Consider the following 22,344-nt stretch of genomic DNA (forward strand, 5'->3'; position numbering starts at 1 on the left):
GCTCGAGGCCGAGCGCGTCGCGGAGTTTGCCGCCCGGGCGCGGGGAGCGGAATCCGATCCGCTCGCGGAGGGCGGGAAGCACCGCGCGGCCGGCCTCCTCGAGGTCGACGCCGAGCTCGGCGACGTGCAGGCGCACGCCGTCGACGGATGCCGCGAGCTCGGCGAGCAGGGCGACGAAGCCCGGCGCGTCGCCCACGTGCCGGAGGCGGCCCGTCGAGGGCCATGCGCCGAGGGAGTCGAGGCGCCGCTGCGCCGCCACGCCGCGGGAGTCGAGCACGACCTCGACCTCGGCCCAGACGAGCCCCGCGCCCGCGGCACGCGCCCGGGTGGCGGCATCCGTGATCTCGGCCGCATCGGCTCCATCGACCAGCGCGATGTCGAGTCCGGCTGTACCGGCGGGCGCTGCCACGACCAGCTGTCCCTGCGGCGGCCGAGGCGTGATCAGCGGTCCCTTCACCGAGAAGCTCTCGCCCTCGAAGTCGACGTAGTGCAGCCGGTCGGCGTCGAGGTAGCGGCCGGTGGCGGCATCCTGGATCACCGCGTCGTCCTCCCACGAGTCCCACAGGCGGCGGGCGACCTCGATGACGTCGTCGCTCTCGCGGCGCAGCTCATCGTCGGTCAGCGCCTGACGGCCGTAGGCGGTGGCTTCGCGGGCTGTTCCGGATGCCGCGGCGATCCAGCCCGCCCGGCCGTTCGAGGCCCAGTCGAGGCTGGCGAGCTGCGTGGCGACGTGGAACGGCTCGCTGTACGCCACGTGCGCGACCGGGAGGAGCCCGATCGCCGAGGTGAGCGGGGCGGCGAACGCGGCGCGCTGCACGGCATCCAGACGGGCGGTGTCGCCGGCAGGCAGCGGCGAGTCGGCGAAGGTGGCGGCGGTGAAGCCGAGGCGCTCGGAGCGGGCGACCCGGGACGCGAGGCGGCGCGGTGACAGCGCGCCGGGCGAGGCGGATGCCGCGGGGTGGGCGCCGTCGGCGTCCAGCTCGAGGGCGATGGCGAACGGGGTGTCGGACATGCGAGCCACGGTAGGTCGCTGGCGCAGGCGGCGCCGGTCTGCGTCGGTGCATTCCGGAGTATGACGCCGCGTTGCGGACCGTCACGATCCGTGTCGCCGCGGGCCCCCGACGGCTCGGCCGCCGGCGGCGTGTGGCCCTACCTTCGGCCTACCGGCGCACCCCGCAGACACCGCGCCACCGACCGAGGAGCCCCTCATGACCGACACACTCCCGCGCCGGGCAGGCGCCGCCGAAGCCGCGCCGCCGTCGCCGCCGGCGTCGTCGCGCGTCGACCTCGGCGACCTCCCCGTCGTCCACACCCGGCACTGGTTCCGGTGGTCGATCGGCATCGTCGTGCTGTTCGTCGTCGCTCAGTTCGCGTGGTCGCTGGTGACGAACGAGAACTACGAATGGGATGTCTTCGCCCACTACTTCCTGTCGGAGCCGGTGCTCCAGGGCGTGGGCCTGACCCTGCTGCTGACGGTGGTCTCGGCGTCGATCGGGTTCTTCCTGGGCACGCTGCTCGCGCTCGCCCGCCTCGCCAAGTCGCCGCTCCTGAACTCGGCCGCGTGGCTGTTCATCTGGTTCTTCCGCTCGGTGCCCCTCGTCGTGCAGATCATCGTCTGGTACAACCTCGGCTACCTGTATCCGACCCTCGGCCTCGGCACCCCGTTCACGACGGATTTCTGGCTCGTCGAGTTCCCCACCGTCCAGCTGATCAGCGCGTTCGCGGCCGCGATCCTCGGGCTCAGCCTCAACCAGGCGGCGTACTCGGCCGAGATCATCCGCGGCGGTCTGCTGTCGGTCGACCAGGGCCAGCTCGAGGCCGCCGCGGCCCTCGGCATCCCGCCCCGCCGTCGCCTGACGCGCATCGTGCTGCCGCAGGCGATGCGCTCGATCGTGCCGAACGCCACCAATGAGGTGATCGGACTGGTCAAGGGCGCATCGGTCGTGTTCGTGATCGCCCTGCCCGAGGTCTTCTACGCCGTGCAGGTCATCTACAACCGCAACAGCCGCGTGATCCCGCTGCTGCTCGTCGCGGTGGTCTGGTACACGATCATCACCACGGTGCTGAGCATCGCGCAGTACTACATCGAGCGGCACTACGCCCGCGGCACGGTGCGCGTGCTGCCGCCGACGCCCGTCCAGCGCGCCCGCCACTGGATTGCGGTGCAGTGGGCGCGTCTCGGCGACTCGGAGACCGGTCCGACACCGCTGGTGGGCGTTGATGCCCCCGTCGTCGCGACGGCGACGTTCCAGGGTTCGGGCAACGACGCGAAGTTCGGAGGGCGCTGACATGAGCACTGACACCATCACCGCTGAAATCGACAGCACGACCGCCACGCGCGGGCTCGTCGAGATCCACAACGTCCACAAGAGCTACGGCGGCGTCGAGGTGCTGCGCGGAATCGATCTGACCGTGCAGCCGGGGGAGGTCGTCGCGATCCTCGGGCCGAGCGGCTCGGGCAAATCGACGCTGCTGCGCACGATCAACCATCTCGAGAGCATCGACCGAGGCTCGGTCACGGTCGACGGTCAGCTGATCGGCTACGAGCTGCGCGGCGGCAAGCTCTACGAGCTGCGCGAGCGGGAGGTGCTGGAGCGGCGCACGCAGATCGGCATCGTCTTCCAGAACTTCAATCTCTTCCCGCACCTGACCGCCCTCGAGAACGTCACCGAGGCGCCGATCGCCCTCGGGCGGCTGTCCAAGGACGATGCCCGCGAGCTCGCGCTGGGTCTGCTGGACCGCGTCGGCCTCGCCGACAAGGCCGCGCACTACCCGCGCCAGCTGTCGGGCGGACAGCAGCAGCGCGTCGCGATCGCCCGCGCCCTGGCGCTCAAGCCCAAGGTGATCCTGTTCGACGAGCCGACGAGCGCGCTCGACCCCGAGTTGGTCGGCGAGGTGCTCGACGTCATCCGCGACCTCGCGCAGCTCGGCACGACCCTCATCATCGTCACGCACGAGGTCGGGTTCGCCCGCGAGGTCGCCGACCGCGTCGTGTTCCTCGACGGCGGCCAGGTCGTCGAGCAGGGCGCGCCCGCCGAGGTCCTCGTCACACCGAAGCACCCCCGCGTCCAGGACTTCCTCGCGAAGGTCCTGGCCTGACCCGAGAGACCTCGAAACCGAGTCTTCACCCGAGAAAAGGAAACACAGCAATGGCACTGAGCAAGAAGCAGGGCATCGCGATCGGCGTCGGCGTCGTCGCGGTCGCCGCGATCGTGGGCGGCGTCGTCTGGGGCGTCAACCAGAACGTCCCGGCCGAGGCGGCAGCACCCGCGGCGACATCGGAATCGGCGAACGTCGCGACCGACGAGATCCAGTGGGTCCGACTGGACGAGCCCGTGGCCGAGGCCGTCGAGGCCCTCGAGGCGAGCGGCTTCCAGCCGGTCGAGCCGGGCAAGCTCACCGTGGCGCACTCGGCGTACGTCCCGCCGCTCGGCTACATCCCCGAGGGTGAGACCGACCCGGCGGGCACCGAGCCCAACATCGGCGCGCTGATCGCCGACGCGCTCGGCCTGGAGTACAACCCGGTCGTCGTCGCGTGGGCGGACTGGCCGCTCGGCATCCAGTCGGGAAAGTACGACCTCATCACGTCGAACGTGACCGTCACCGAGGAGCGCAAAGAGCTCTACGACTTCGCCAGCTACCGTGAGGACCTGCTCGGGTTCTACGTGAAGAGCGACAGCGACATCGAGAAGATCGAGGAGGCCGCCGACATCTCCGGGCTGAAGATCGCGGTCGGCTCGGGCACGAACCAGGAGCAGGTGCTGCTCGCCTGGAACGAGGAGCTCGAAGCCGCCGGCGAGGAGCCCGCCGAGCTGCAGTACTACGACGACAACGCCGCGACCGTGCTCGCGCTGCAGTCGGGCCGCATCGACGCCACCTTCGGTCCCAACGCGACGTCGGCATGGGCGGCACGCGAGACCGGCGACACCAAGGTCGTCGGCCTCGTGCCAGGCGGCTGGCCGCTGACGGCGAACATCGCCGCAGCCACGTCGAAGGGCAACGGACTGATCGAGCCGGTCAACATCGCCCTGAACGCTCTCATCGAGGGCGGGCAGTACGACGAGGTCCTGGAGATCTGGGACCTGGAGTCCGAGCGCATCGAGAAGAGCGAGATCAACCCCGCCGGACTCCCGAAGTCCTGACGAACCCGCGCCGGCCGGACCCTCCGCGGGTCCGGCCGGCCTCCGCTGTCCACCGTTGGCGTCCACCCTGCGTCCACCCGAGGGAGCACCCATGCCCCGCGTTCCGCTGTCCGTCCTCGATCTGTCGCCGTTCGGTACGGGCCAGACGCCTGCCGACGGCCTCCGTGCCTCGATCGCGCTGGCCCGTGAAGCCGAGCGCCTGGGGTACCGGCGCCATTGGGTGGCCGAGCACCACTTCAACCCGGGGATCGCCGGGGCCGCGCCCCACGTGCTGCTGGCGGCCGTGGCGGCCGCGACGCACCGCATCCGCATCGGCACGGCCGCGACGATCATCGGCAACTACTCCCCGGCGCAGGTCGCCGAGGCGGCCGGCGTCGTCGCCCAGCTGCATCCCGGTCGCTTCGACCTCGGCATCGGCAGGTCGGGGTCGCGCGGCGCTGTGCAGACCGCGCTGCCCGCGGCCTCGCAGGACCGCGTCGTCGACGGCCTGCTGCTGCCGGCGGCCCGTCCCTTCGCCTCGTTCGACTCCGACCGGTTCGTCGTGCAGGCGCGCCTGCTCGGCCGCGCCGAGGCCGACGCCGAGCGCTTCGCAGACGAAGTCGTCGACATCCTGTCGTTCTTCGATGGCACCTTCACGCCGACCGAGAACGTGTCGATCCACGTGACGCCGGCCGAGGGCGCCGACGTCGCGGTGTGGATCCACGGCTCCACCGCCGGCCCGAGTGCACGTCTCGCCGGCGAGCTCGGCCTGCCCTTTGGCGCGAACTATCACGTGGCGCCCGGGTTCGTGCTCGAGGCGATCGCCGAGTACCGCGCGGCATTCCGTCCGGGCCGCATCGCCGAGCCCTATGTCATCGTGTCGGTCGACGCCGTCGTCGGAGAGACGGATGCCGCAGCCCGCCGCCTCGCCGCGGGTTACGGTCGATGGGTGCACAGCATCCGCGCCGGCCAGGGCGCCGTCCGCTTCCCCTCGCCCGAGGAGGCTGCGGCGAACCCGCTGACTGCCGACGAGCTCGCCGTCGTGCGCGATCGCCTCGACACCCAATTCGTCGGCTCGCCCGACACGGTGGTCGAGCGCCTCGAGACCCTTCAGCGCGTCACCGGCGCCGACGAGCTCCTGGTGACCACCGTCACGCACGATCCGACCGATCGCGTGCGGTCGTACGAGCTGCTCGCCGCGGCCTGGTCGGGCAGGGCCACGCCCGCCGAAGACGCCGAGGTCGCAGCATCCGTGTCTCCCGACTGGAGCATCCGGCTCGTGCGCACCGAGGAGTACGAACGCGCGGGCGAGGTGACCGCGGACGCGTACCTGTCGAGCTACGGATCGCTGTCGGATGAGTACGTCGCCTCGCTGCGCGATGTCGAGAGCCGCGTGCGCGAAGGAGACGTCTGGGTCGCGGTTGAGCTCGGCGGCGAGATCCTCGGGACCGTGTGGGTCGCGCGTCCGAATCGGCCGCTGGCGGAGGTGGCGCAGCCCGGCGAGACGGACTTCCGGCAGCTGGCCGTCGCCCCGTCCGCGCGGGGCCGCGGTATCGGCGAGGCGCTCACCCGTCACGTCATCGACCTGGCGCGCGAGCGCGGCTCGCACCGCGTCGTCATGAACAGCGGCCCGGAGATGACCGGCGCCCACGCGCTGTACGCGAAGCTCGGCTTCGAGCGGCTTTCTGAGCGCGAAGGACTGTGGGAGGTGCAGCCCGGACGCTGGATCGAGCTGTACACCTTCGGCTACGACCTCGCCGCCGAGCCTGCGGTCGCGGCGCCGGCCGGCTGATGCTGCAGACCGGCGACCGTCAGCACGACGGGCGCACAGACGCGGGCCTCGAGTTCCGTTCTGAGGACGGAGCGCCGGCTCTCAGGTCCGCGCCGCGCTCCGCGCCCCGCGCCGCAGCGGCGCAGCGACCTCGTTCCTCGTCCCCGCCTTGCGGAACGCAGGATCGGCCGACGCTGTCAGCGCCACAACCGAGCCGATCGCACACGTGACGAGGGCGGCCTGCAGGGTGGCGGCGGTCGAGATGCCGGTGGACGTGAGAAGGATGCCGGTGGCCAGGGCCACCAGGAAGGTCGCGGCCAGTCGCTGCGTGAGCTGGAGGAACGACGCGGCCACACCGTGCAGCGCGGCCGGCGCGAAGGAGAGGGTGGTGGCGCGCACCACCGGCTCGACGAGTCCGCCGCCGATGCCGAGTCCGATCTGCGCGGCGGCGGCGACCACGAACAGGATGCCGTCAGGGAGCAGCGGCGCCGCGACTGCGAGCCCTGCGAACAGTGCGGCCTGCAGCCCGAGACCGAGGCCGATCGTGGCCGACGAGCCGATGCGGCCCACCACGCGAAGGCTCGACAACGACCCACCCAGGCGGGCGAGAGCTCCCGGCACGAACACGAGGGCGATCGCGAGCGCCGACAGCGCGGGCGACTGCAGGAAGTAGAGAGTGACGGCGGAGCCTGCGGCCATGCCGCTGCCGAACCACAGCAGCGCGACCACGTTGCCCACCACGAAGCCGCGAGAGCGCACCAGCGCCGGCGCGAACAGCGGGAGCCGTCCGCGCCGCGCGTAGCGACGCTCCCAGGCGACGAGCACGAGCACGAGCACCAGCGCGGCGCCGGCGACGAGGAGCCCCGACAGTCCGGAGAGACCCGGCTCCACGACGGGCAGGGTCAGCGCCACCACGATGAGGCACAGCAGCACGATGCCCGGCAGATCGAGCCACACGCGCAGGGCACCACGCGAGGCACGCGGTCCCGGCATCCCGCGCCGGCCGAGCACGAGGGCCGCGATCACGAGCGGGAGCGGCGTCAGGAGCACAACGCGCCACGCGGTGTCGGCGGGCAGGGCGATGAGAAGTGCGGCGGCCAGCACGGGTCCGAGCACGCCGGCCAGGGCGCCGACCGCGGTGTAGGCGGCGAGGGCGCGCAGGCGGGGGACCCCGGTGTAGAGGTCCTGGATCGCGCCGAGCACCTGGGCGCTGATGACCCCGGCGCCGAGCCCCTGCACGAAGCGCGCGGCGACCAGCACCACGATCGTGGGCGAGGCGACGGCCGCGACTCCGCCGGCGAGGAAGATGCCGAGACCCACGAGGAACAGCAGGCGGCGGCCGTAGACGTCGCCGAGACGTCCGGACGGGATGAGGCCGAGACCGAACGTGAGCGAGAACGACGCCAGCAGCCACTGCACGCCGGCCGTCGATCCGCCCAGCGAAGCGCTCACCGCGGGCGCCGCGTAGGTGATGACGGTGGCGTCGAACAGCGTCGCGAAGCCGGCCGCCAGGCATGCCCAGAGCGCGGGTTGCGCGCGGGATCGCCGCGCGGAACCCGCGCTCTGGGAACTCATGCGGTCGCGAGCTCTGCGGCCCGCTGTGCGAGCGGATCGGCATCCGTCCACAGCGCCGTCGGGAACTCCCGGCGCAGCACGGGGGCCACCTCGAGGGCGAAGCGCTCGAGGATCTCGAGCTGCTGCGCGAACGGCACCGTCGTCGGAAGGCTGATCGACTGCAGGTCGTGCCCGAGCCGGCCATGGAACCGCGCGATCTTGTCGATCACCTGCTGGGGCGTGCCGACGAGGGCGGGGCCCTCGGCGACGGCGTGCTCGATGTCGCGGAACGGGGTGTTGTTCCCGGGCACATTGGTGGCGGCGACGATCGCGTTGTAGACGGGGCCGTACTCGCGGATCGCCTCCTCGGTGGTGTCGGCGATGAACAGGGCCCCCGCGCCCGCAGCGACGAACGCGCCCGCCGGGTCATGGCCGTGCCGCGCGTACTCGGCGCGGTAGTGGTCGACGAGCACGCCGTAGTTCTCGAGCGGCTGGATGGCGTTCGCGCTGAACAGCGGGTCGCCGAACCGGGCGGCGAGCCCTGCCGAGAACAGCGTCGTCGCCGAGCCGTGCCATACCCGCGGAGCGCCGGCGTAGGGTCGCGGCAGCGTCGTCACGCCGGTGAGCGGACGGGTGAACTCGGTGCCCGGCCACGTGACGTCCTCTTCGCGCCAGAGCGTGCGCAGCAGCTCGTACTTCTCGGCCAGCAGCTCCCACTGGTCGTCGATGTCGAGCCCGAACAGCGGGAACTGCGCGACCTCGTTGCCCTTGCCGATCGTGAGGTCGAGCCGGCCGCCCGACAGCTGGTCGATCGTCGCGTAGTCCTCGGCGACGCGGACGGGGTCCAGCACCGAGAGCACAGTGACGCCGGAGTTGAGACGGATGCGGGAGGTCCGGGCCGCGATCGCGCCCAGCAGCACCGTCGGTGACGACGAGATGAAGTGCCCGGCATGGCGCTCGCCGATGGCGACGGCATCCAATCCCAGCTCCTCGGCGCGGATCGCCTGCTGGAGCGTCTCGTCGAACCGCTCGGACGGCGAGACCTGGCGGCCGGTGATGGGGTCGGCGCGGTACGGGACGATATCGAGCAGCTGGAACCTCATGCGGCGCCCCCCGGCGCGACGAGCGCATCGATGGAGCGCACGCGTGTGAGCGGCGTCTTCTCGCCGGCCTCGATGCCGACCGGCAGGCGGTTGCCCTCCGGGGGCAGCGGGCACGTCGCGAAGTCGGTGTACGCGCACGGCAGGTTGACGGCGCGGTTGAAGTCGATGGTGGTCCAGCCGTCGGCATCCGGCGCGTCGATGCCTACCGAGCGGTTCGCGGCGTACGTCGTGAGCCCACTGGTGGCGTCGGTGAAGAGCACGAGCAGGGCGCCGGGGGCCTTGCCGTCGAAGGCGGTGAGCGTGAACTCCTCGCCGCGCCACGAGAACTCGAGCACGCCGGGGGCGTCGTACACGTGGGTGAGGCCGTCGACGGCAGCGCCCACCTCGGTCGGGCGGGGCGCATCGAACGGCCGGAAACGTGCCGTCACGCGCCAGCGTGGGTTCGGGACGTACGTCGGCGTGCCCGAGTACTCGGCCAGGAACGGGTGGTCGGCGCGGCGCGGACGCAGGATGGTATGCCCGCCGCGGATCGCGATCTCGACCGCACCGGCCACGTCGTCGTCGGTGAACGTCGGAGTGACGCTGCCGCGCTCCGGGATCTCGCCGAACGCGTGCGTGCCGGTGATCGTCGCGCCGTCGAGCGTGAGCGTCTCGCCCTCGGCGAGCTCGACGACCACGCCGTCGGCGCCGAGGCTCCACGTGCCCGGCGCCCCCGGCAGGGTGATCGGCTCGCTGCCGAGCCAGTGCAGTCCTGTGATCGCGAAGAAGCCGAGTGTGTCCGCCCGGCGGGTCTCGTGGCCGCGGTGCCAGTCCTCCCATTCGCGCCCGAACTGCGCGCGGTCGATGTCGGTGGGGGTGATGGTGGTCATGTCGTCCTCGGTTTCTCGTGATGGTTCAGGAGACCGGCACCGACGCGGACAGCGTCGATCCCGGGATCGCGTCGATGAGTCGGCGCGTGTACGCCTCGCTCGGGGCGCCGAGCACGCGCGAGGTGGCGCCTTGCTCGACGATGCGGCCGTGCTGCATCACCGCCACGCGGTCGGAGATCTCGCGCACCACGGCCAGGTCGTGGCTGATGAACAGGTACGAGACCCCGACATCGCGCTGGATGGCCGCCAGCAGGTCGAGGATCTGCGCCTGCACCGACACGTCGAGCGCCGACACGGCCTCGTCGAGCACCACCAGGTCGGGGTGCAGAGCGAGGGCCCGAGCGATCGCGACGCGCTGGCGCTGACCGCCCGACAGCTCGGCGGGGCGTCGCGAGGCCGTCCCCGCCGGCAGCGCGACCTGGTCGATGAGCTCGCGCACGCGGCGCGCGCGTTCAGCCTTCTCGACGCCGTACGCGCGCAGCGGCTCGTCGATGACGTCGGCGATCGTGAACCGCGGGTCGAGCGACGCGAAGGGGCTCTGATAGACGAGCTGGAACCGGCGCCTCAGCGTGCGCAGCTCCTCCCGGGTCGCGGCGACGATGTCGGTGCCGTCGAATCGGATGCCGCCTGCCGTGGGCTTCTCGAGCCGCAGTGCCAGGCGCGCCGTCGTGCTCTTGCCCGACCCGGACTCGCCGACGATCGCCAGCGTCTCACCGCGGTCGATGCGGAATGACACGTCGTCGACGGCGACGAGCTTCTCACGCCCGGGGAGGGCGAACTCCTTGCGCAGTCCCGTCACCTCGAGAAGAGCGGGGGTGCCGGCATCCGTCGCGGGCCGCAGCGCACGCGCGGCCGTGCGCACGGAGCTCGAGTCCGTGCCGCGCGAACCCGCGGTCGTGCGAAGTCCCGGCGCCGCGGCGATGAGCGCCCGAGTGTACGGATGCTGCGGATCCTCCAGCACAGACCGCGCCGGGCCCGTCTCCACGATCTCGCCGTTCTGCATCACGATGATGCGGTCGGCGCGGTCGGCCGCGACACCCAGGTCGTGCGTGATGAGCAGCACCGCGGTGCCGAGCGTCGACGCGAGCGTGTCGATGTGGTCGAGGATCTGCTTCTGCACGGTCACGTCGAGGGCGCTCGTCGGCTCGTCGGCGATCACGAGCTGCGGCTCGGCGGCCAGCGCGGTCGCGATGAGCGCACGCTGCTTCATGCCGCCCGAGAACTGATGCGGGAACTGGCGTGCGCGTGCCTCGGGCTCGCCGATGCCGGCGAGGCGCAGCAGCTCGACCGCCTGCGCGTCGGCGGTGCGCCGTGTCGCGAGGCCGTGCACGACGAGCGGTTCGCCCACCTGGCGGCCGACGCGCTTGACCGGGTTGAGGCTCGTCGTCGGGTCCTGCGGGATGAGGCCGATACGGCGGCCGCGCACGTCGCGCCACGCCCGCGGCGACAGTGCGGTGAGATCGGCGCCGTCGAAGCGGATGGTGCCGGCGTCGACGGAGGCGTTTCCGGCGAGCAGGTGGATCACCGCGTGGGCGGTCGTGCTCTTCCCCGAGCCGGACTCCCCGACGATGGCGACGACCTCGCCGCGGTCGACCGTGAAGCTCACATCGCGGACGGCCGGGCGCGGCACGCCGCCGAGCGCGTACGACACCGACAGTCCGGACACTTCCAGCAGCGCGGTCATCGGATCCCTCCGTTGCGCTCGAGAGCCCGCGAGATACGGTTGGCCGACAGCACGACAGCGACGATCACGAGCCCCGGAAGCGTGGTCAGCCACCACGCGACGGCGAGGTAATCGCGACCTCCGGCGACGAGCGAGCCCCATTCCGGGGTGGGCGGCGGCGCGCCGAAGCCGAGGAACGACAGTGAAGAGATCGCCAGCACCATGACGCCGAACTCGAGGGCGGCCAGCGCGATGACCGGGCCCGACGCGTTCGGCAGCACGTGCCGGCGCAGCACGGTGTACCAGCGCACGCCCGAGACGCGGGCGGCCTCGACATAGACGGCCGTGGCGATCTGCAGCACCTCGGCACGCATGACGCGGGAGAAGGATGCCACGCTGGCGAGGCCGACCGCGACGGCGACGTTGAGCGTCCCGAAGCCGAGGGCGGTGATCAGGGCGAGCGAGAGCAGCAGACTGGGGATCGCCAGCAGCACGTCCATGAAGCGCATGATCGCGTCGTCGACGACACCGCGGAGGAACCCGGCCAGGAGGCCGAACAGCGATCCGACCGCCAGTCCCACCACGACGGCGACCGTGGTCGCGGCGAGCGACGTCGCCGCGCCGTACACGACGCGGGCGTAGAGGTCGCGGCCGAGGTTGTCGGTGCCGAAGAGGTGCTCCGTGCTCGGCGGGAGCAGGCGGTCCTGCGGAACCCCGACGATCGGATCCCACGCCGTGAACCATGAGGGCACCAGCGCCCACAGCGTCACGAGCGCCAGCACGAGGATCGACGCCACCAGCGTCGGCTGCCTGAGGATCGCGACGATGGGCTTCAGCGCAGAGCGCCGGGCCCCGGCATCCTGTCGCCCCTCCTCCAGCGAAGCGGCTGCGGGGCCGCCGGCCGGGTCGGCGTCGGGATCGACGAACGCCTCGATGAACGGGTCGCGCGGCTCGATGGTGCGCGCGGGGGCGGACAGCACGTTCTCGACGGTCATGGCAGCTCCTGTCAGGCCGCGACGAACGCCGTGCGGGCGAGCGTGATGCGACGGTCGATGAGGGGGTAGACGAGGTCGACGACGAGGTTCGCGACGACGAAGACGAGGGCGGCGAAGACCACCACGGCCTGCACGACCGGCACGTCGCGGTTGTTGACGGCGGTCACGACGAGGCGGCCGATGCCCAGGCGGGAGAACACGGTCTCGGTGACGACGGCGCCCGAGAGCAGTCCGCCGATGAGCACGCCGACCATCGTGAGCGCGGGGATCGCCGCGTTGCGGAAGGCGTGGCCCAGCTGCACGCGACGCTCGCTCGCCCCCTTGGCGCGCACGATCTCGACGTACGGCTGGGCGAGCGTCGACCGCAGGCTCCTTGAGAGCAGCTGGGCGATGAACGCCCCGGAGGGGATCGCGATCGTGATGGCGGGCAGCACGAGGCTGTCGAACCCCTCGTTGCCCATCGAGGGGAACAGTCGCAGCCGGAACGAGAACGCCTGCAGCAGGAGGAGGCCGATCCAGAACACGGGGACCGAGACGCCGAGGGGCGGCAGGGACGAGAGCATGCTGCGCAGCCACTGCGCTCGGGCGAGCGAGGCCGCCAGAGCCAGCGTGATGCCGAAGACGACCGACAGCACGAACGCGAACGCGGTGAGCGCAAGCGTCGGCGGCAGCGACTCGAGGAGCAGATCGGATGCCGGGCGCCCGGTCTGCGTCGACGTCCCGAAGTCGCCGGTCAGCGCCTTGCCGAGTGCGGCGAGGTACTGCTCCCACAGCGGGCGGTCGAGCCCGAGCTCGCTGCGCAGCTGCGCCACGAGCGCGGGGTCGATCGCCTCCTGGTCGCCGCCGCCGGCGAACAGCGTGGCGGCGTCGCCCGGAAGCAGATAGAGGATGAGGAACGAGATCGTGTAGGCGGCCCACAGCACCACCAGGCCCTGCCCGATCCTCCGGGCGATGTAGTTCCCCCACATGATCTCGCTCCTCATCCTCTCGATGCCCGTCGGGCTCTACTCGGCGATCCAGGCGTCGTAGAAGTCCAGGCGGCTGGACGCCTCGAACGTCAGCCCCTGCACCTTCGACGCGGCCGTGATGGTCGTCGACAGCTGGTAGATCGGGATCGAGTAGCCGCCGGTGATCAGCAGGCTCGCGGCCTCGTCGACGACCTTCTGACGCTCCGCCGGGTCGATGATCGCGGCCTGCTCGTCGAGCAGCTCGTCGACCTCAGCGGGCTCGGTGCGCTTGGTGGAGTTGCTCGTGCCGTTGACCGAGAAGACGGTCCGCAGCACGTCGGGGTCGGCCCGCGTCAGGTTGCCGTACGAGAAGTCGTACGTGCCGTCGGCGTTCGCGGCCTGCACGTCGGCGATGCTCGCGAAGGTCAGCTGCAGGTCCACGCCGATCTGGCGCAGCTGCTGCTGCACGAGCTCGAGCACCTCCTTCGGCGACTGCCAGTAGGTCACGTGGAAGCTGAGCTTCTCACCGTCCTTCTCGCGGATGCCGTCGTCGCCCTCGGTCCAGCCCGCCTCGTCGAGCAGATCGGCGGCGGCCTCGGGGTCGTACTCGAGCACGTCGCTGAGGTCGGTGAAGTAGGGCGTCGACGATGCGAGCGGCGACACGGCGGGCAGGTCGTCGGGGCCGAGCAGCGTCGAGGTGATCTGCTCGCGGTCGATGCCCTTCTGGATCGCGAGGCGCACGCTCTCGTCGGCGAGCTTCTCGGTCGACTGGTTGGCGTACAGGTTGTACACCGAGCCGGGGTTGGCGCGGTTGAGCGACCAGAAGTCCTCACCCTCGAACAGCACGGCGTCGACGGTGGCGATGCCGGTCGTGGCGTCGATCTGGCCGGACTGCAGGCTGCCGGTGCGGTTGCCCGACTCGGGGATGACCTTGTACGTGATCGTGTCGAGGTACGCCTCACCGGTGTGGCCCGCGGTCGACGGGCCCCACTCGTAGCCCTCGCGGCGCTCGAGCACCGCGCCCTCGTTGGGGGTGTAGCTCTGCACCGAGAACGGACCCGAGCCGATGAAATCGCCGAGGCAGCGATCGGCCTGGCTGACGGCGGCCGTCGCCGGCGACAGCAGACCCAGCGAGAACGTGGAGGTCGCCTGCAGGAACTGCGCGCTCGGCTCCGAGAAGTTGATGGTGACGGTGTGCTCATCGACCACCTCGACGCTCTCGAGGTCGGCGAGGTACGACGAGCCGAGGCTCGCCTTCGCGCCGAGCGCGACGATCGCCTCGAAGTTGGTCTTGACGGATGCCGCGTCGATCGGCTCCCCGTCGGCATACGTCGGGCCGTCCTGGAGCGTGAAGGTGAAGCTGGTGGCGTCGGCGTTCACCTCGTAGTCCTCGGCGAGCCACGGCAGGATGTCACCGGTCTCGGGGTCCTGGATCGTGAGGGACGCGACGGTCTGCCGCGCGATCGCGATCGCGTCGTTGTTGCCGACCTGCTGCGGATCGATGCACTGGCTGTCGACCGAGATCGCGAACGTGAGGTTGCCGCCGGCGACGGGCTCCGCTTCGGCGGAGGGGGTCGGGGCGGCGTCGCCGGCTCCGGTCGCACATGCGGTGAGCGCGAGCGCGACGGCGCCGATCGCCGCGATGGCGGCGGTACGTGGTCGGGTGAACGACATGAGGGGCTCCAGAAAGCTGTGGCGGGCGAGTCGCGGCAGGCTGCCGGGCTCGTGGTCTCAGCGTCTCGGAGAGGCCCGGCACACCTCGATCCGCCTCGTCACACGGCGGAAATCGGAGTCGCGCGTGTTCACACGCCGTCACGTGGCGTCATACGCCGGTTGGCGATGGCCGGCTCCGCGTGGCGCTTGCCGTTTCCTGCGAGCGCTGCGGCGCGCGCCGCAGTGCTCGCAGGAAACTGCAGCGTTCGCGGTTCCGGGGCGGAGGGTCAGGGGGTGACGGGTACGGCGACCCCGAGGCGCGACGCGATCGCACCCGCGACCCGGTCGGTCTGCCGCAGCGACAGCGAGTCCGCGTTCGGGCGCGTGAATGCACCCGCCTCGGTCAGCGATGTGAATGGCCCGGTGGCGAACAGCGTGTCGTGAGCCGTGTCGTCGCGGCGCAGGACCTGCCCGTCGTCGCTGACGCGTACACGTCCGAGCGAGCCGTCGTATTCGGCATCCGTCACCCGCAGCTCGCTGCCGTGCACCGTCACGAGCTCTCGCAGCGCCTCGTTCGTGCTCAGTGCGGCGTCGGCCGCAGGCAGCCACGCGTCGACGAGCGCCCCGGCGACCGTCTTGCCGGGTACGCGAGGGCTGGATGTGGCGAACCCGTTCGCGGTGACGGTGACCTCGATGTCTGGTCCCAGAAAGCGCACCACTCCGGCGTCCGAGAGCGCGAGCAGCTCCTCGAGCCGGTGTGGCGGCGGTCCACTCGCCAGGTAGCTGAAGAACGTGTGCCAGCGCACGGGCAGGCTGTGCGCCCGCGACCGGGCGTTCCAGCGCTCCTTCGGGATCTCCGAGAGAGCCATGAACGACAGCAGCGCGGCGATGAAGACGCCCTGCGCGGGACTGCGCTCCTCGGTGGTCCGCAGCAGGAGGTCGTCGGCGATGTGCGCTCTGACCTGTCGCTGCACGTCCTCCTCGTCGAGGAACCGCGCACCGGCGAGTGGCCGGTCGAACGCCGCGACGTCGAACCGGTCCAGCGGTTCCGGAACGGCCGCGGCGATCGCCTCGCGGAGCGCGGACGAGTCCCACGGGTGGGCGCGCAGCACGGGACGGAACTCCGTCCACGTAGTCGAGACCCTGTCGGGGTGTCCCGTGAACAGCTCGCGATAGTGCCCATGGAGCAGCTCCGTCGCGACGAGCGGCCAGACGTCACGCTCGAAGTCGATCGGGTGGCCGGACGCGGCGAGCGCCGCGACCGCGTCGGGCGTGAGCACCTCGCGCTGCGGCGGATCGCCCTGCAGCGTCGAGGTCACCTTGGACCTGTAGGGGACGCCCCGGCGTGAGCCGAGGTGCAGCCGCGGCTCACGCCCCGAGGCCAGGTAGCGCAGGCCGCCGTCGCCTGCCCGGTCGAACCGTCCGCCGCGCCCCTGGGTCAGCAGGACGACGAGGTCGACGGCGGCCAGGCCCATGCCGCGCACGATGACGTCCGCGCCCTCCGGAATCACCGAGAGGTCGGCGTCGGCGGTGAACGCCGGCGGCACGTACACGAGCCCGTGGCGGGCGGATGCCTCGGCCAGCGCCGCGGTCGCCGGGTCGAGGTCGCGCTCGGTGTGGCCGAGGCAGTAGGCGACGGCATCCGTCACGATCTCGGAGCCGGTCGCCAGCACGACGAGGTGACGTCCATCGGCGGTCGGCCGCACTGCGGCCACGGTGTCGGCATGCTGCCGGATGGTCACGCCGGCCGGCGCGCTCGCCGCCGTGGTGCGGAAGAACCAGTCCAGGTAGTGGCTGTGCAGGCGCCGGGTCGGAAACCCGTCCGGACCCAGCGCCCGCGCCTCTGCCTCCGACAGCTCGTCGAGGTCGACGTCGGGCAACTCGCCGACGCGCCACAGCTCGAGCCACTGGTTCAGCGACGGGCCGGGACGCACGGGGCCGTCGATGGTGCAGCTGTCGTCGGTGAACACGGTGACGTCGCGCGTCATCGAGTTGAGCTTGAGCAGCGGCGACTGCGCGCGGCGCCAGATGCGGCCGGCGCCGGGCGGGTGTGGATCGACGAGGTCGATGTCGAGCAGCGTGTGCTCGTCGGTGCGCGCCAGCAGACGCTCGAGGAGCATGATCGCCCGCGGGCCGGCCCCGACGAGCAGCAGGCGCGCGCGGTCGGTCATCGCGTCGCGAGCGACGGGGTCGTGAAGGGCACAGTCGTGAGGGGCCCAGTCGTGAGGGGCCGAGTCGCGCGGGGTGCGGGCAGCCCGAGCAGGTCCCGCAGGGTCGCACCTTCCTCGTACGACTGCCGGTACGAGCCGCGCTCCTGCAGCAGCGGCACGACGCGCTCGGTGAACTCGTCCAGCCCGTGCGGGGTGAGGTGCCCGACGACGGTGAAGCCGTCGGTCGCGCGCTCCTGCACGTACCGGTCGATCTCGGCCGCGATGCGCTGTGGCGTGCCGACGAAGGTGTGCGTCGCAGTGAGGCGGATGACGAGATCCCGGATGCTGAGACCCTCGGCATCCGACAGCTCCCGCAGTTTCGCGATCCGGGCCCGCACGGCGGCGTGACGGTTCGCCCAGCCTCGAGCGGTCTCGGACCCGGTGTCGGGGTCGACGTCGGGGAGCGGACCGTCGGGGTCGTAGCCCGAGAGGTCGCGACCCCACACCTGCTCGACATAGGTCAGTGCGACCTCGGGTCGCACCTGCGCGAGCGCGATCTCGCGCGAGCGCTCCTGTGCCTCCTGCTCGGTGTCGCCGAGGACGAAGGTCGCTGCCGGCAGGATCTTCAGCGACTCCTCGTCGCGGCCCCACGCGGGCAGCTTCCCCTTGACGTCGTCGTAGAACGCCCGCGCCGCCTCGAACTCCGTATGCAGCGAGAAGATGACCTCGGCGTGCTCCGCACCGAAGCCACGCCCGTCGGCGGAGTCGCCGGCCTGCACGATGACGGGCCGGCCCTGGGGCGAGCGCGGCACGTCGAACAGCGCGTCGACGTCGAACTGGGATCCGCGGTGCCGCACCCGCGCGGGCACGTCCTCGTCCAGGAACACCCCCGATCCGGCATCCGCCCGCGGAGCGTCTTCGGGCCACGAGTCCCACAGCTTCTTCGCGAGGTCGGCGAACTCCCGCGCACGCTCATAGCGGTCGGCGTGGTCCAGGTAGCCGCCACGGCGGAAATTGGCGCCGTGGAAGGCATCCGAGCTGGTCACCGCGTTCCACCCGGCGCGGCCACCCGACAGCAGGTCGAGCGTCGAAAGTTGCCGCGCAAGCTCGTACGGCTCGTTGAACGTCGTGTTGAGCGTGCCGACCAGCCCGACGTGCTCGGTGATCGCGGCCAGAGCGGCAAGGATCGACAGCGTGTTCGGGCGCCCCAGCACGTCGAGCTCGTGGACGCGCCCCTTGTGCTCGCGCAGCCGCAGGCCCTCGGCCAGGAAGACGTAGTCGAACAGTCCGCGCTCGGCATTGCGGGCGAAGTGTGCGAACGAGTCGAACTCGATCTGGCTTCCGGCAGACGGGTCGGTCCAGACCGTCGTGCTGTTGACCCCGGGAAAGTGCGCCGCGAGGTGGATCTGACGGGGGAGGCTCACAGGGCGACCTTCTCTCGGGCGTATCGGCTCTCGGGGCGCGACAGCTGCAGTCGCGAGCGCAGCGTGCCGCTGCCGGCCGTGCCGCTCTGGCCGGCGTCGCGCAGCACACCCGCAGCGCGGGCGAGCGGCACCACCTGCTCGGCGATGGCGGCGACGTCCGCGGGCTGGCGCGCAGGGCGGAGGCGGATGCCGTCGACCCCGGCTCCGGCGAGGGCGACGATCTCGTCGACCACGTCGCCCGCAGTGCCGATGACGATGCGCGCGTCCGAGGCGAGCTCGGCTCCGGCCAGGTCGTCGAGCCGCCGCGCGGCCTGGCGTGCGGCATCGGCCGTGTCCTCGATGAGCACGAGCAGATCGGCGAAGACGCGCAGGCGCTCACGGCCATCGCTGCGCAGTACGGCCGCAGCGGTGTTGACCTCGGTGCGGATCGCGGCGACGTCGTCCGCGCTGTGCGGCGTCGTGAAGACGAGGTCGGCGTGCTCCGCGGCGAGGCGGTACGGCACCGTCTGGTGCGCGAGCACCGTGATGAGGGGGCGGCCCTGAGGCGATCGCGGCACGATCGAGGCCCCCGTGACCGAGAAGAACTCGCCCTCGAAGTCGATGTTGTGCACGCGGTCGGCATCGACGTAGCGGCCGGACTCGGCATCCCGGATCACGGCGTCGTCCAGCCACGAATCCCAGAGCCGCGCGAGCACGTCGGCGAACTCGCCCGCCTCGCGGAACGCGGCGGCGATCTCGGGGGAGTCCTCGACCCGGCCGGACGCGGGGAGCGCATCGACGCCCGTCGCGCGTCGGCCGAAGTTCGCCCGCTCGGCAGCCGATGCCCCGGCTACCAGGCGCACCCCGGCGCGGCCCCGGCTTGCGAAGTCGAGGGTCTGGATGCCCGTGGCGACGTGGAACGGCTCGGGGTGCGCTGTGGTGACGGTCGGCACGAGGCCGATGCGGCTGGTCAGCGGAGCGAGGTACGACGCGAGCAGCACGGCGTCCAGGCGTCCGCGGACACGGTCACGGCGCAGGCCGTCGGTCGGTTCGAAACGATCGGCGAGCGAGAGCGCGTCTTCGATCGTCGCGAGCACGAGGCCCGCGCCATCGGCCGTGCGCAGCAGATCGCGCCAGTAGACGGGAGACGTCAGTTCATGCGGTCGTGCGGTCTGCGCGCGCCAGGCCGCGGGATGCCATCCCGCGCGCTCCAGGGCAAGGGCGATGTGCACCTGTTCGGTCACGGTCGTCGGTTCCTCACGTTCGGCTCTGCGGGGTGTGGGCGGTGCGCGTGGTCCACTCGCGAGTGCTCGCCGAGCCGGTGCCACGCGCGATTGTGGAAGACCAGCGCGTCGCCCTCCGCCGCCGTGCCGGCGTCGCGGGCGATGTGCGCCTGTACCGCGTGCGCGGCGATCACGGTCGACCCTCCGGCATCCATGCGACTGACCACGGCGCCGCGCACCCAGGCCCGCACCCCGCGGAACACGGGCTCGCCCGTCGGCAGCGGAGCCCACGACCCGGCGTCGGCGAAGCGGTCCACACCGCTGGTGGCGCCGAGCCTGGCGAGGTCGATGTCGTCGGCGTCGAGGAGGTGCACGACGACGGAGTCCGCCGCGAGGATGGTGGGTGTCGCCGACGAGATCGCCGACACGGAGAACACCAGGAGCGGCGGATCCGCGCTCACCGACGACACCGACGAGGCGGTCAGCGCGACAGGTCCGTCAGGTCCGGTCGCGGTGATGACCGCGACGCCGCTGGGGTGCCCGCGAAAGAGCGAGCGGAATTCCGCAGGGGAGATCGCACTGCCGATCGATCGCGTCGAAGGATGCTGATCGGCGGCGGAGGCTCTGGGGAAAGCGGTCATGGCACGACGGTAGACACGGGTCCGGGGGTGGCGCCCGGACCGAGTGCAACACGAGGAAACGCGCGTTCACATGACGGCGCACACGAGGGCTGACCGCACCCGGACGCGCTGCGGTGCGATTGCATGGTCGACATGTCGCACATCGTCGTCCTCGTGGGCAACCCGCAGCCGTCGTCCCGCACGCGTCTCGTCGCCGAGGAGGTGGCCCAGCAGATCGCCGCCCGTTCCGGCGCCGACGTGAGCGAGACCATCGACCTGGCGGGCGTCGCCGACGCACTGTTCCGCTTCCCCGACGACGCCGTCGACACGCTGTCGCGACGCGTCGCCGACGCGGACGTCCTCATCGTCGCGAGCCCCACGTACAAGGCGACGTACACCGGGCTGCTCAAGGCGTTCCTCGATCGCTATGAGGCCGGCGCACTGCGTGGCGTGACGGCGGTCCCGCTGCTCACGATCGGCGCGCCCACGCACGCCCTCGCGGTGGAGCACGGTCTGCGGCCGCTCCTCGTGGAGCTCGGCGCCTCCACGCCGACGCGGGGCATCGCCTTCTCGGCAGGCGACGTCGGTCGCCGGTCGGAGATCGTCGGCGAGTGGCTCGACGCCGAGTGGCCGACGCTCGCCGGCGCACTGGGAGCCCCGAGCGTCGAGGCCGGCGCCGCCGGGGTGCGATGAGCGGCGCGCCGCCCGTGTCGCGGCCTCGCCGCCGCGTCGGCGACCTTCGATAGCGGGAGCAATGACATGACGGATGCCGTCACCCTGGCGGGCATCGACGCCGCGCGTGTCGACCAGACCGGCCCGCCGGCGCTCGAGCGGGTCTGGGCCGAAGCCTTTCCGGAGCTCTCCCGCGCGGTCTCGCCGGCGCGGACCGTGCAGCCGCGCCTGCTGGCATTCAACGATGAACTGGCCGACGATCTCGGCTTCGATCCCGCCTTCCTCCGATCGGCGGCCGGCGTGCGCGTCCTGACCGGGGAGTCGCACCGCCCAGGCACCGCGCCCGTCGCGCAGGTGTACGCCGGCCATCAGTGGGGGAGGTTCCAGCCGATCCTCGGCGACGGACGGGCAGCCCTCCTCGGCGAGCGGCACGACCGCAACGGACGCCTCCGTGACGTGCACCTGAAAGGCATCGGACCGACGCCGATGTCGCGCGTCGACGGGTTCGCGGTCGTCGGGCCCATGCTGCGCGAGCTGCTCATGGGCGAGGCGATGCACGCGCTCGGTGTGCCCACGACGCGCATGCTCGCCGTCGTGGCCACCGGCGCTCCGCGCGAGTGGGAGGATCGCGTGCTTCCGGGCGCCGTGCTCGCGCGCACGGCGGCGAGCCATGTGCGGTTCGGCTCGTTCGAGTATGTGCGCGCGCAGGACGACCCGGTGCTGCTGCGACGCCTCGCCGACCACGTCATCACGCGCCACTACCCCGGGGCGGCCGGCGCCGCGCATCCGTATCGTGCGCTTCTCGGTGAGATCGTCGATGCCGTCGCCGCACTCACGGCCGACTGGATGCGCGTGGGCTTCGTCCACGGCGTGCTGAGCACGGACAACGTGCTGGTCGCCGCCGAGACGATCGACTACGGTCCGTGTGCGTTCCTCGACGCCTACGAGCCGGGGGCGCACTTCAGCTCGATCGACCGGGAGGGCCGCTACGCGTACGACAGGCAGCCGTCGATCATGCGCTGGAACCTCGAGCGGCTGGGCGAGGCGCTCTCGCCGCTGCTGGCCGCCGATCCGGCAGCGGCGGCGGAGGTGAGCGCCGAGATCGTCGACACCTTCGACGCGCGGTACCGCGAGAGCTGGGCCGGCGTGTTCCGCCAGAAGCTCGGGCTCTCGGCGGGGGTCGATCTCGCGGTCGCCGGGGAGCTGGCGAGGGCCGCACTCGACCTTCTGGCCGAGCACGAGATCGACTTCACCGGCTTCTGGCGAGACCTCGCGGCAGCTGCCGACGACGACGAGGGTCCCCTGCGCGGACGGTTCCTGGGGTATATCCCGGAACTCGACGCGTGGCTCCGCCGGTGGGCTTCGCTGAGACCGGATGCCGCGCTCATCCTCGCGGTGAACCCGGTCTACATTCCCCGCAACCATCTCGTCGAGGAGGCACTGCGGGCGGCGACGGATGGCGACCTCGAGCCGTTCGAACGCCTGCTCGCGCTGGTCCGGGATCCGTTCCGCGAGCGTCCGGGACGCGAGCACCGGCGCTTCGCCGACCCGGCGCCCGAGGGCACGCCTCGGCACCGCACCTTCTGCGGCACGTGACAGC

Annotated in this window: 18 protein-coding genes; 6 read left to right on the plus strand and 12 right to left on the minus strand. The window is 71.8% G+C overall.

Annotation, left to right across the window (positions count from 1 at the left end; all coding sequences use genetic code 11):
- Positions 1 to 1,012: LLM class flavin-dependent oxidoreductase (locus B2K11_RS16405; protein WP_163619824.1), on the minus strand; the 1,012-nt coding region annotated here is incomplete at its 3' end.
- A gap of 196 nt (positions 1,013 to 1,208) precedes the next feature.
- On the opposite strand from B2K11_RS16405, the gene B2K11_RS16410 reads away from it, so the two are divergent.
- The 4 genes from B2K11_RS16410 to B2K11_RS16425 all read left to right on the plus strand — a co-directional run bounded on the left by B2K11_RS16410 (position 1,209) and on the right by B2K11_RS16425 (position 5,913).
- Positions 1,209 to 2,288: an amino acid ABC transporter permease gene (locus B2K11_RS16410; protein ID WP_163619826.1), complete on the plus strand. Its 1,080-nt coding sequence runs from the start codon at positions 1,209 to 1,211 to the stop codon at positions 2,286 to 2,288.
- Position 2,289: 1 nt separating this feature from the next.
- Positions 2,290 to 3,099 carry an amino acid ABC transporter ATP-binding protein gene (locus B2K11_RS16415; protein ID WP_163619828.1) on the plus strand — a complete coding sequence of 270 codons (810 nt, stop codon included), beginning with the start codon at positions 2,290 to 2,292 and terminating at the stop codon, positions 3,097 to 3,099.
- A gap of 50 nt (positions 3,100 to 3,149) precedes the next feature.
- On the plus strand, positions 3,150 to 4,142 hold the full coding sequence (locus B2K11_RS16420) for an ABC transporter substrate-binding protein (RefSeq protein ID WP_163619830.1): 993 nt from the start codon (positions 3,150 to 3,152) through the stop codon (positions 4,140 to 4,142).
- Positions 4,143 to 4,233: 91 nt separating this feature from the next.
- Positions 4,234 to 5,913 carry an LLM class flavin-dependent oxidoreductase gene (locus tag B2K11_RS16425; RefSeq protein ID WP_163619832.1) on the plus strand — a complete coding sequence of 560 codons (1,680 nt, stop codon included), beginning with the start codon at positions 4,234 to 4,236 and terminating at the stop codon, positions 5,911 to 5,913.
- A gap of 81 nt (positions 5,914 to 5,994) precedes the next feature.
- On the opposite strand, the gene B2K11_RS16430 is transcribed toward B2K11_RS16425, so the two are convergent.
- From B2K11_RS16430 to B2K11_RS16480, 11 genes are all read right to left on the minus strand, one after another.
- Positions 5,995 to 7,467: an MFS transporter gene (locus tag B2K11_RS16430; protein WP_163619833.1), complete on the minus strand. Its 1,473-nt coding sequence runs from the start codon at positions 7,465 to 7,467 to the stop codon at positions 5,995 to 5,997.
- Positions 7,464 to 8,549 carry an LLM class flavin-dependent oxidoreductase gene (locus B2K11_RS16435; protein WP_163619835.1) on the minus strand — a complete coding sequence of 362 codons (1,086 nt, stop codon included), beginning with the start codon at positions 8,547 to 8,549 and terminating at the stop codon, positions 7,464 to 7,466. The genes B2K11_RS16430 and B2K11_RS16435 overlap by 4 nt, the downstream gene beginning before the upstream one ends.
- A complete protein-coding gene (locus B2K11_RS16440) occupies positions 8,546 to 9,418 on the minus strand; it encodes a DUF1684 domain-containing protein (protein ID WP_163619837.1) in 873 nt (290 codons plus the stop codon). Before B2K11_RS16440 ends, B2K11_RS16435 begins: the two co-directional genes overlap by 4 nt.
- A gap of 25 nt (positions 9,419 to 9,443) precedes the next feature.
- Positions 9,444 to 11,102, minus strand: a complete 1,659-nt coding sequence (locus tag B2K11_RS16445) for an ABC transporter ATP-binding protein (RefSeq protein WP_163619839.1) — start codon at positions 11,100 to 11,102, stop codon at positions 9,444 to 9,446.
- Positions 11,099 to 12,076 (minus strand): ABC transporter permease, encoded by a 978-nt coding sequence (locus tag B2K11_RS16450; protein ID WP_163619841.1) that lies wholly within the window; start codon positions 12,074 to 12,076, stop codon positions 11,099 to 11,101. The genes B2K11_RS16445 and B2K11_RS16450 overlap by 4 nt, the downstream gene beginning before the upstream one ends.
- Positions 12,077 to 12,087: 11 nt before the next feature.
- The gene (locus B2K11_RS16455) at positions 12,088 to 13,044 is read right to left on the minus strand and encodes an ABC transporter permease (protein ID WP_163619843.1); all 957 of its coding nucleotides are present in this window, start codon (positions 13,042 to 13,044) and stop codon (positions 12,088 to 12,090) included.
- Between the two features lie 36 nt (positions 13,045 to 13,080).
- Positions 13,081 to 14,697 carry an ABC transporter substrate-binding protein gene (locus tag B2K11_RS16460; protein WP_163619845.1) on the minus strand — a complete coding sequence of 539 codons (1,617 nt, stop codon included), beginning with the start codon at positions 14,695 to 14,697 and terminating at the stop codon, positions 13,081 to 13,083.
- Between the two features lie 266 nt (positions 14,698 to 14,963).
- Complete coding sequence (locus B2K11_RS16465) at positions 14,964 to 16,847, minus strand: FAD/NAD(P)-binding protein (RefSeq protein ID WP_163619847.1); 1,884 nt, start codon at positions 16,845 to 16,847, stop codon at positions 14,964 to 14,966.
- Entirely contained in the window at positions 16,844 to 18,250 is a 1,407-nt protein-coding gene (locus B2K11_RS16470) for an NtaA/DmoA family FMN-dependent monooxygenase (protein WP_163619849.1), read from the minus strand. The genes B2K11_RS16465 and B2K11_RS16470 overlap by 4 nt, the downstream gene beginning before the upstream one ends.
- Complete coding sequence (locus B2K11_RS16475) at positions 18,247 to 19,473, minus strand: LLM class flavin-dependent oxidoreductase (protein ID WP_163619851.1); 1,227 nt, start codon at positions 19,471 to 19,473, stop codon at positions 18,247 to 18,249. Before B2K11_RS16475 ends, B2K11_RS16470 begins: the two co-directional genes overlap by 4 nt.
- The gene (locus B2K11_RS16480; protein WP_163619853.1) at positions 19,470 to 20,093 is read right to left on the minus strand and encodes a flavin reductase family protein; all 624 of its coding nucleotides are present in this window, start codon (positions 20,091 to 20,093) and stop codon (positions 19,470 to 19,472) included. Before B2K11_RS16480 ends, B2K11_RS16475 begins: the two co-directional genes overlap by 4 nt.
- 132 nt (positions 20,094 to 20,225) lie before the next feature.
- Between B2K11_RS16480 and B2K11_RS16485 the strand changes: the two genes are divergently transcribed.
- Positions 20,226 to 20,765: an NAD(P)H-dependent oxidoreductase gene (locus tag B2K11_RS16485; RefSeq protein WP_163619855.1), complete on the plus strand. Its 540-nt coding sequence runs from the start codon at positions 20,226 to 20,228 to the stop codon at positions 20,763 to 20,765.
- Between the two features lie 66 nt (positions 20,766 to 20,831).
- Positions 20,832 to 22,340: a YdiU family protein gene (locus tag B2K11_RS16490; protein WP_163619857.1), complete on the plus strand. Its 1,509-nt coding sequence runs from the start codon at positions 20,832 to 20,834 to the stop codon at positions 22,338 to 22,340.
- The last annotated feature ends 4 nt before the right edge of the window (positions 22,341 to 22,344 follow it).

This window comes from Microbacterium sp. B35-30 (genome assembly GCF_010634855.1).
GTDB lineage: Bacteria > Actinomycetota > Actinomycetes > Actinomycetales > Microbacteriaceae > Microbacterium.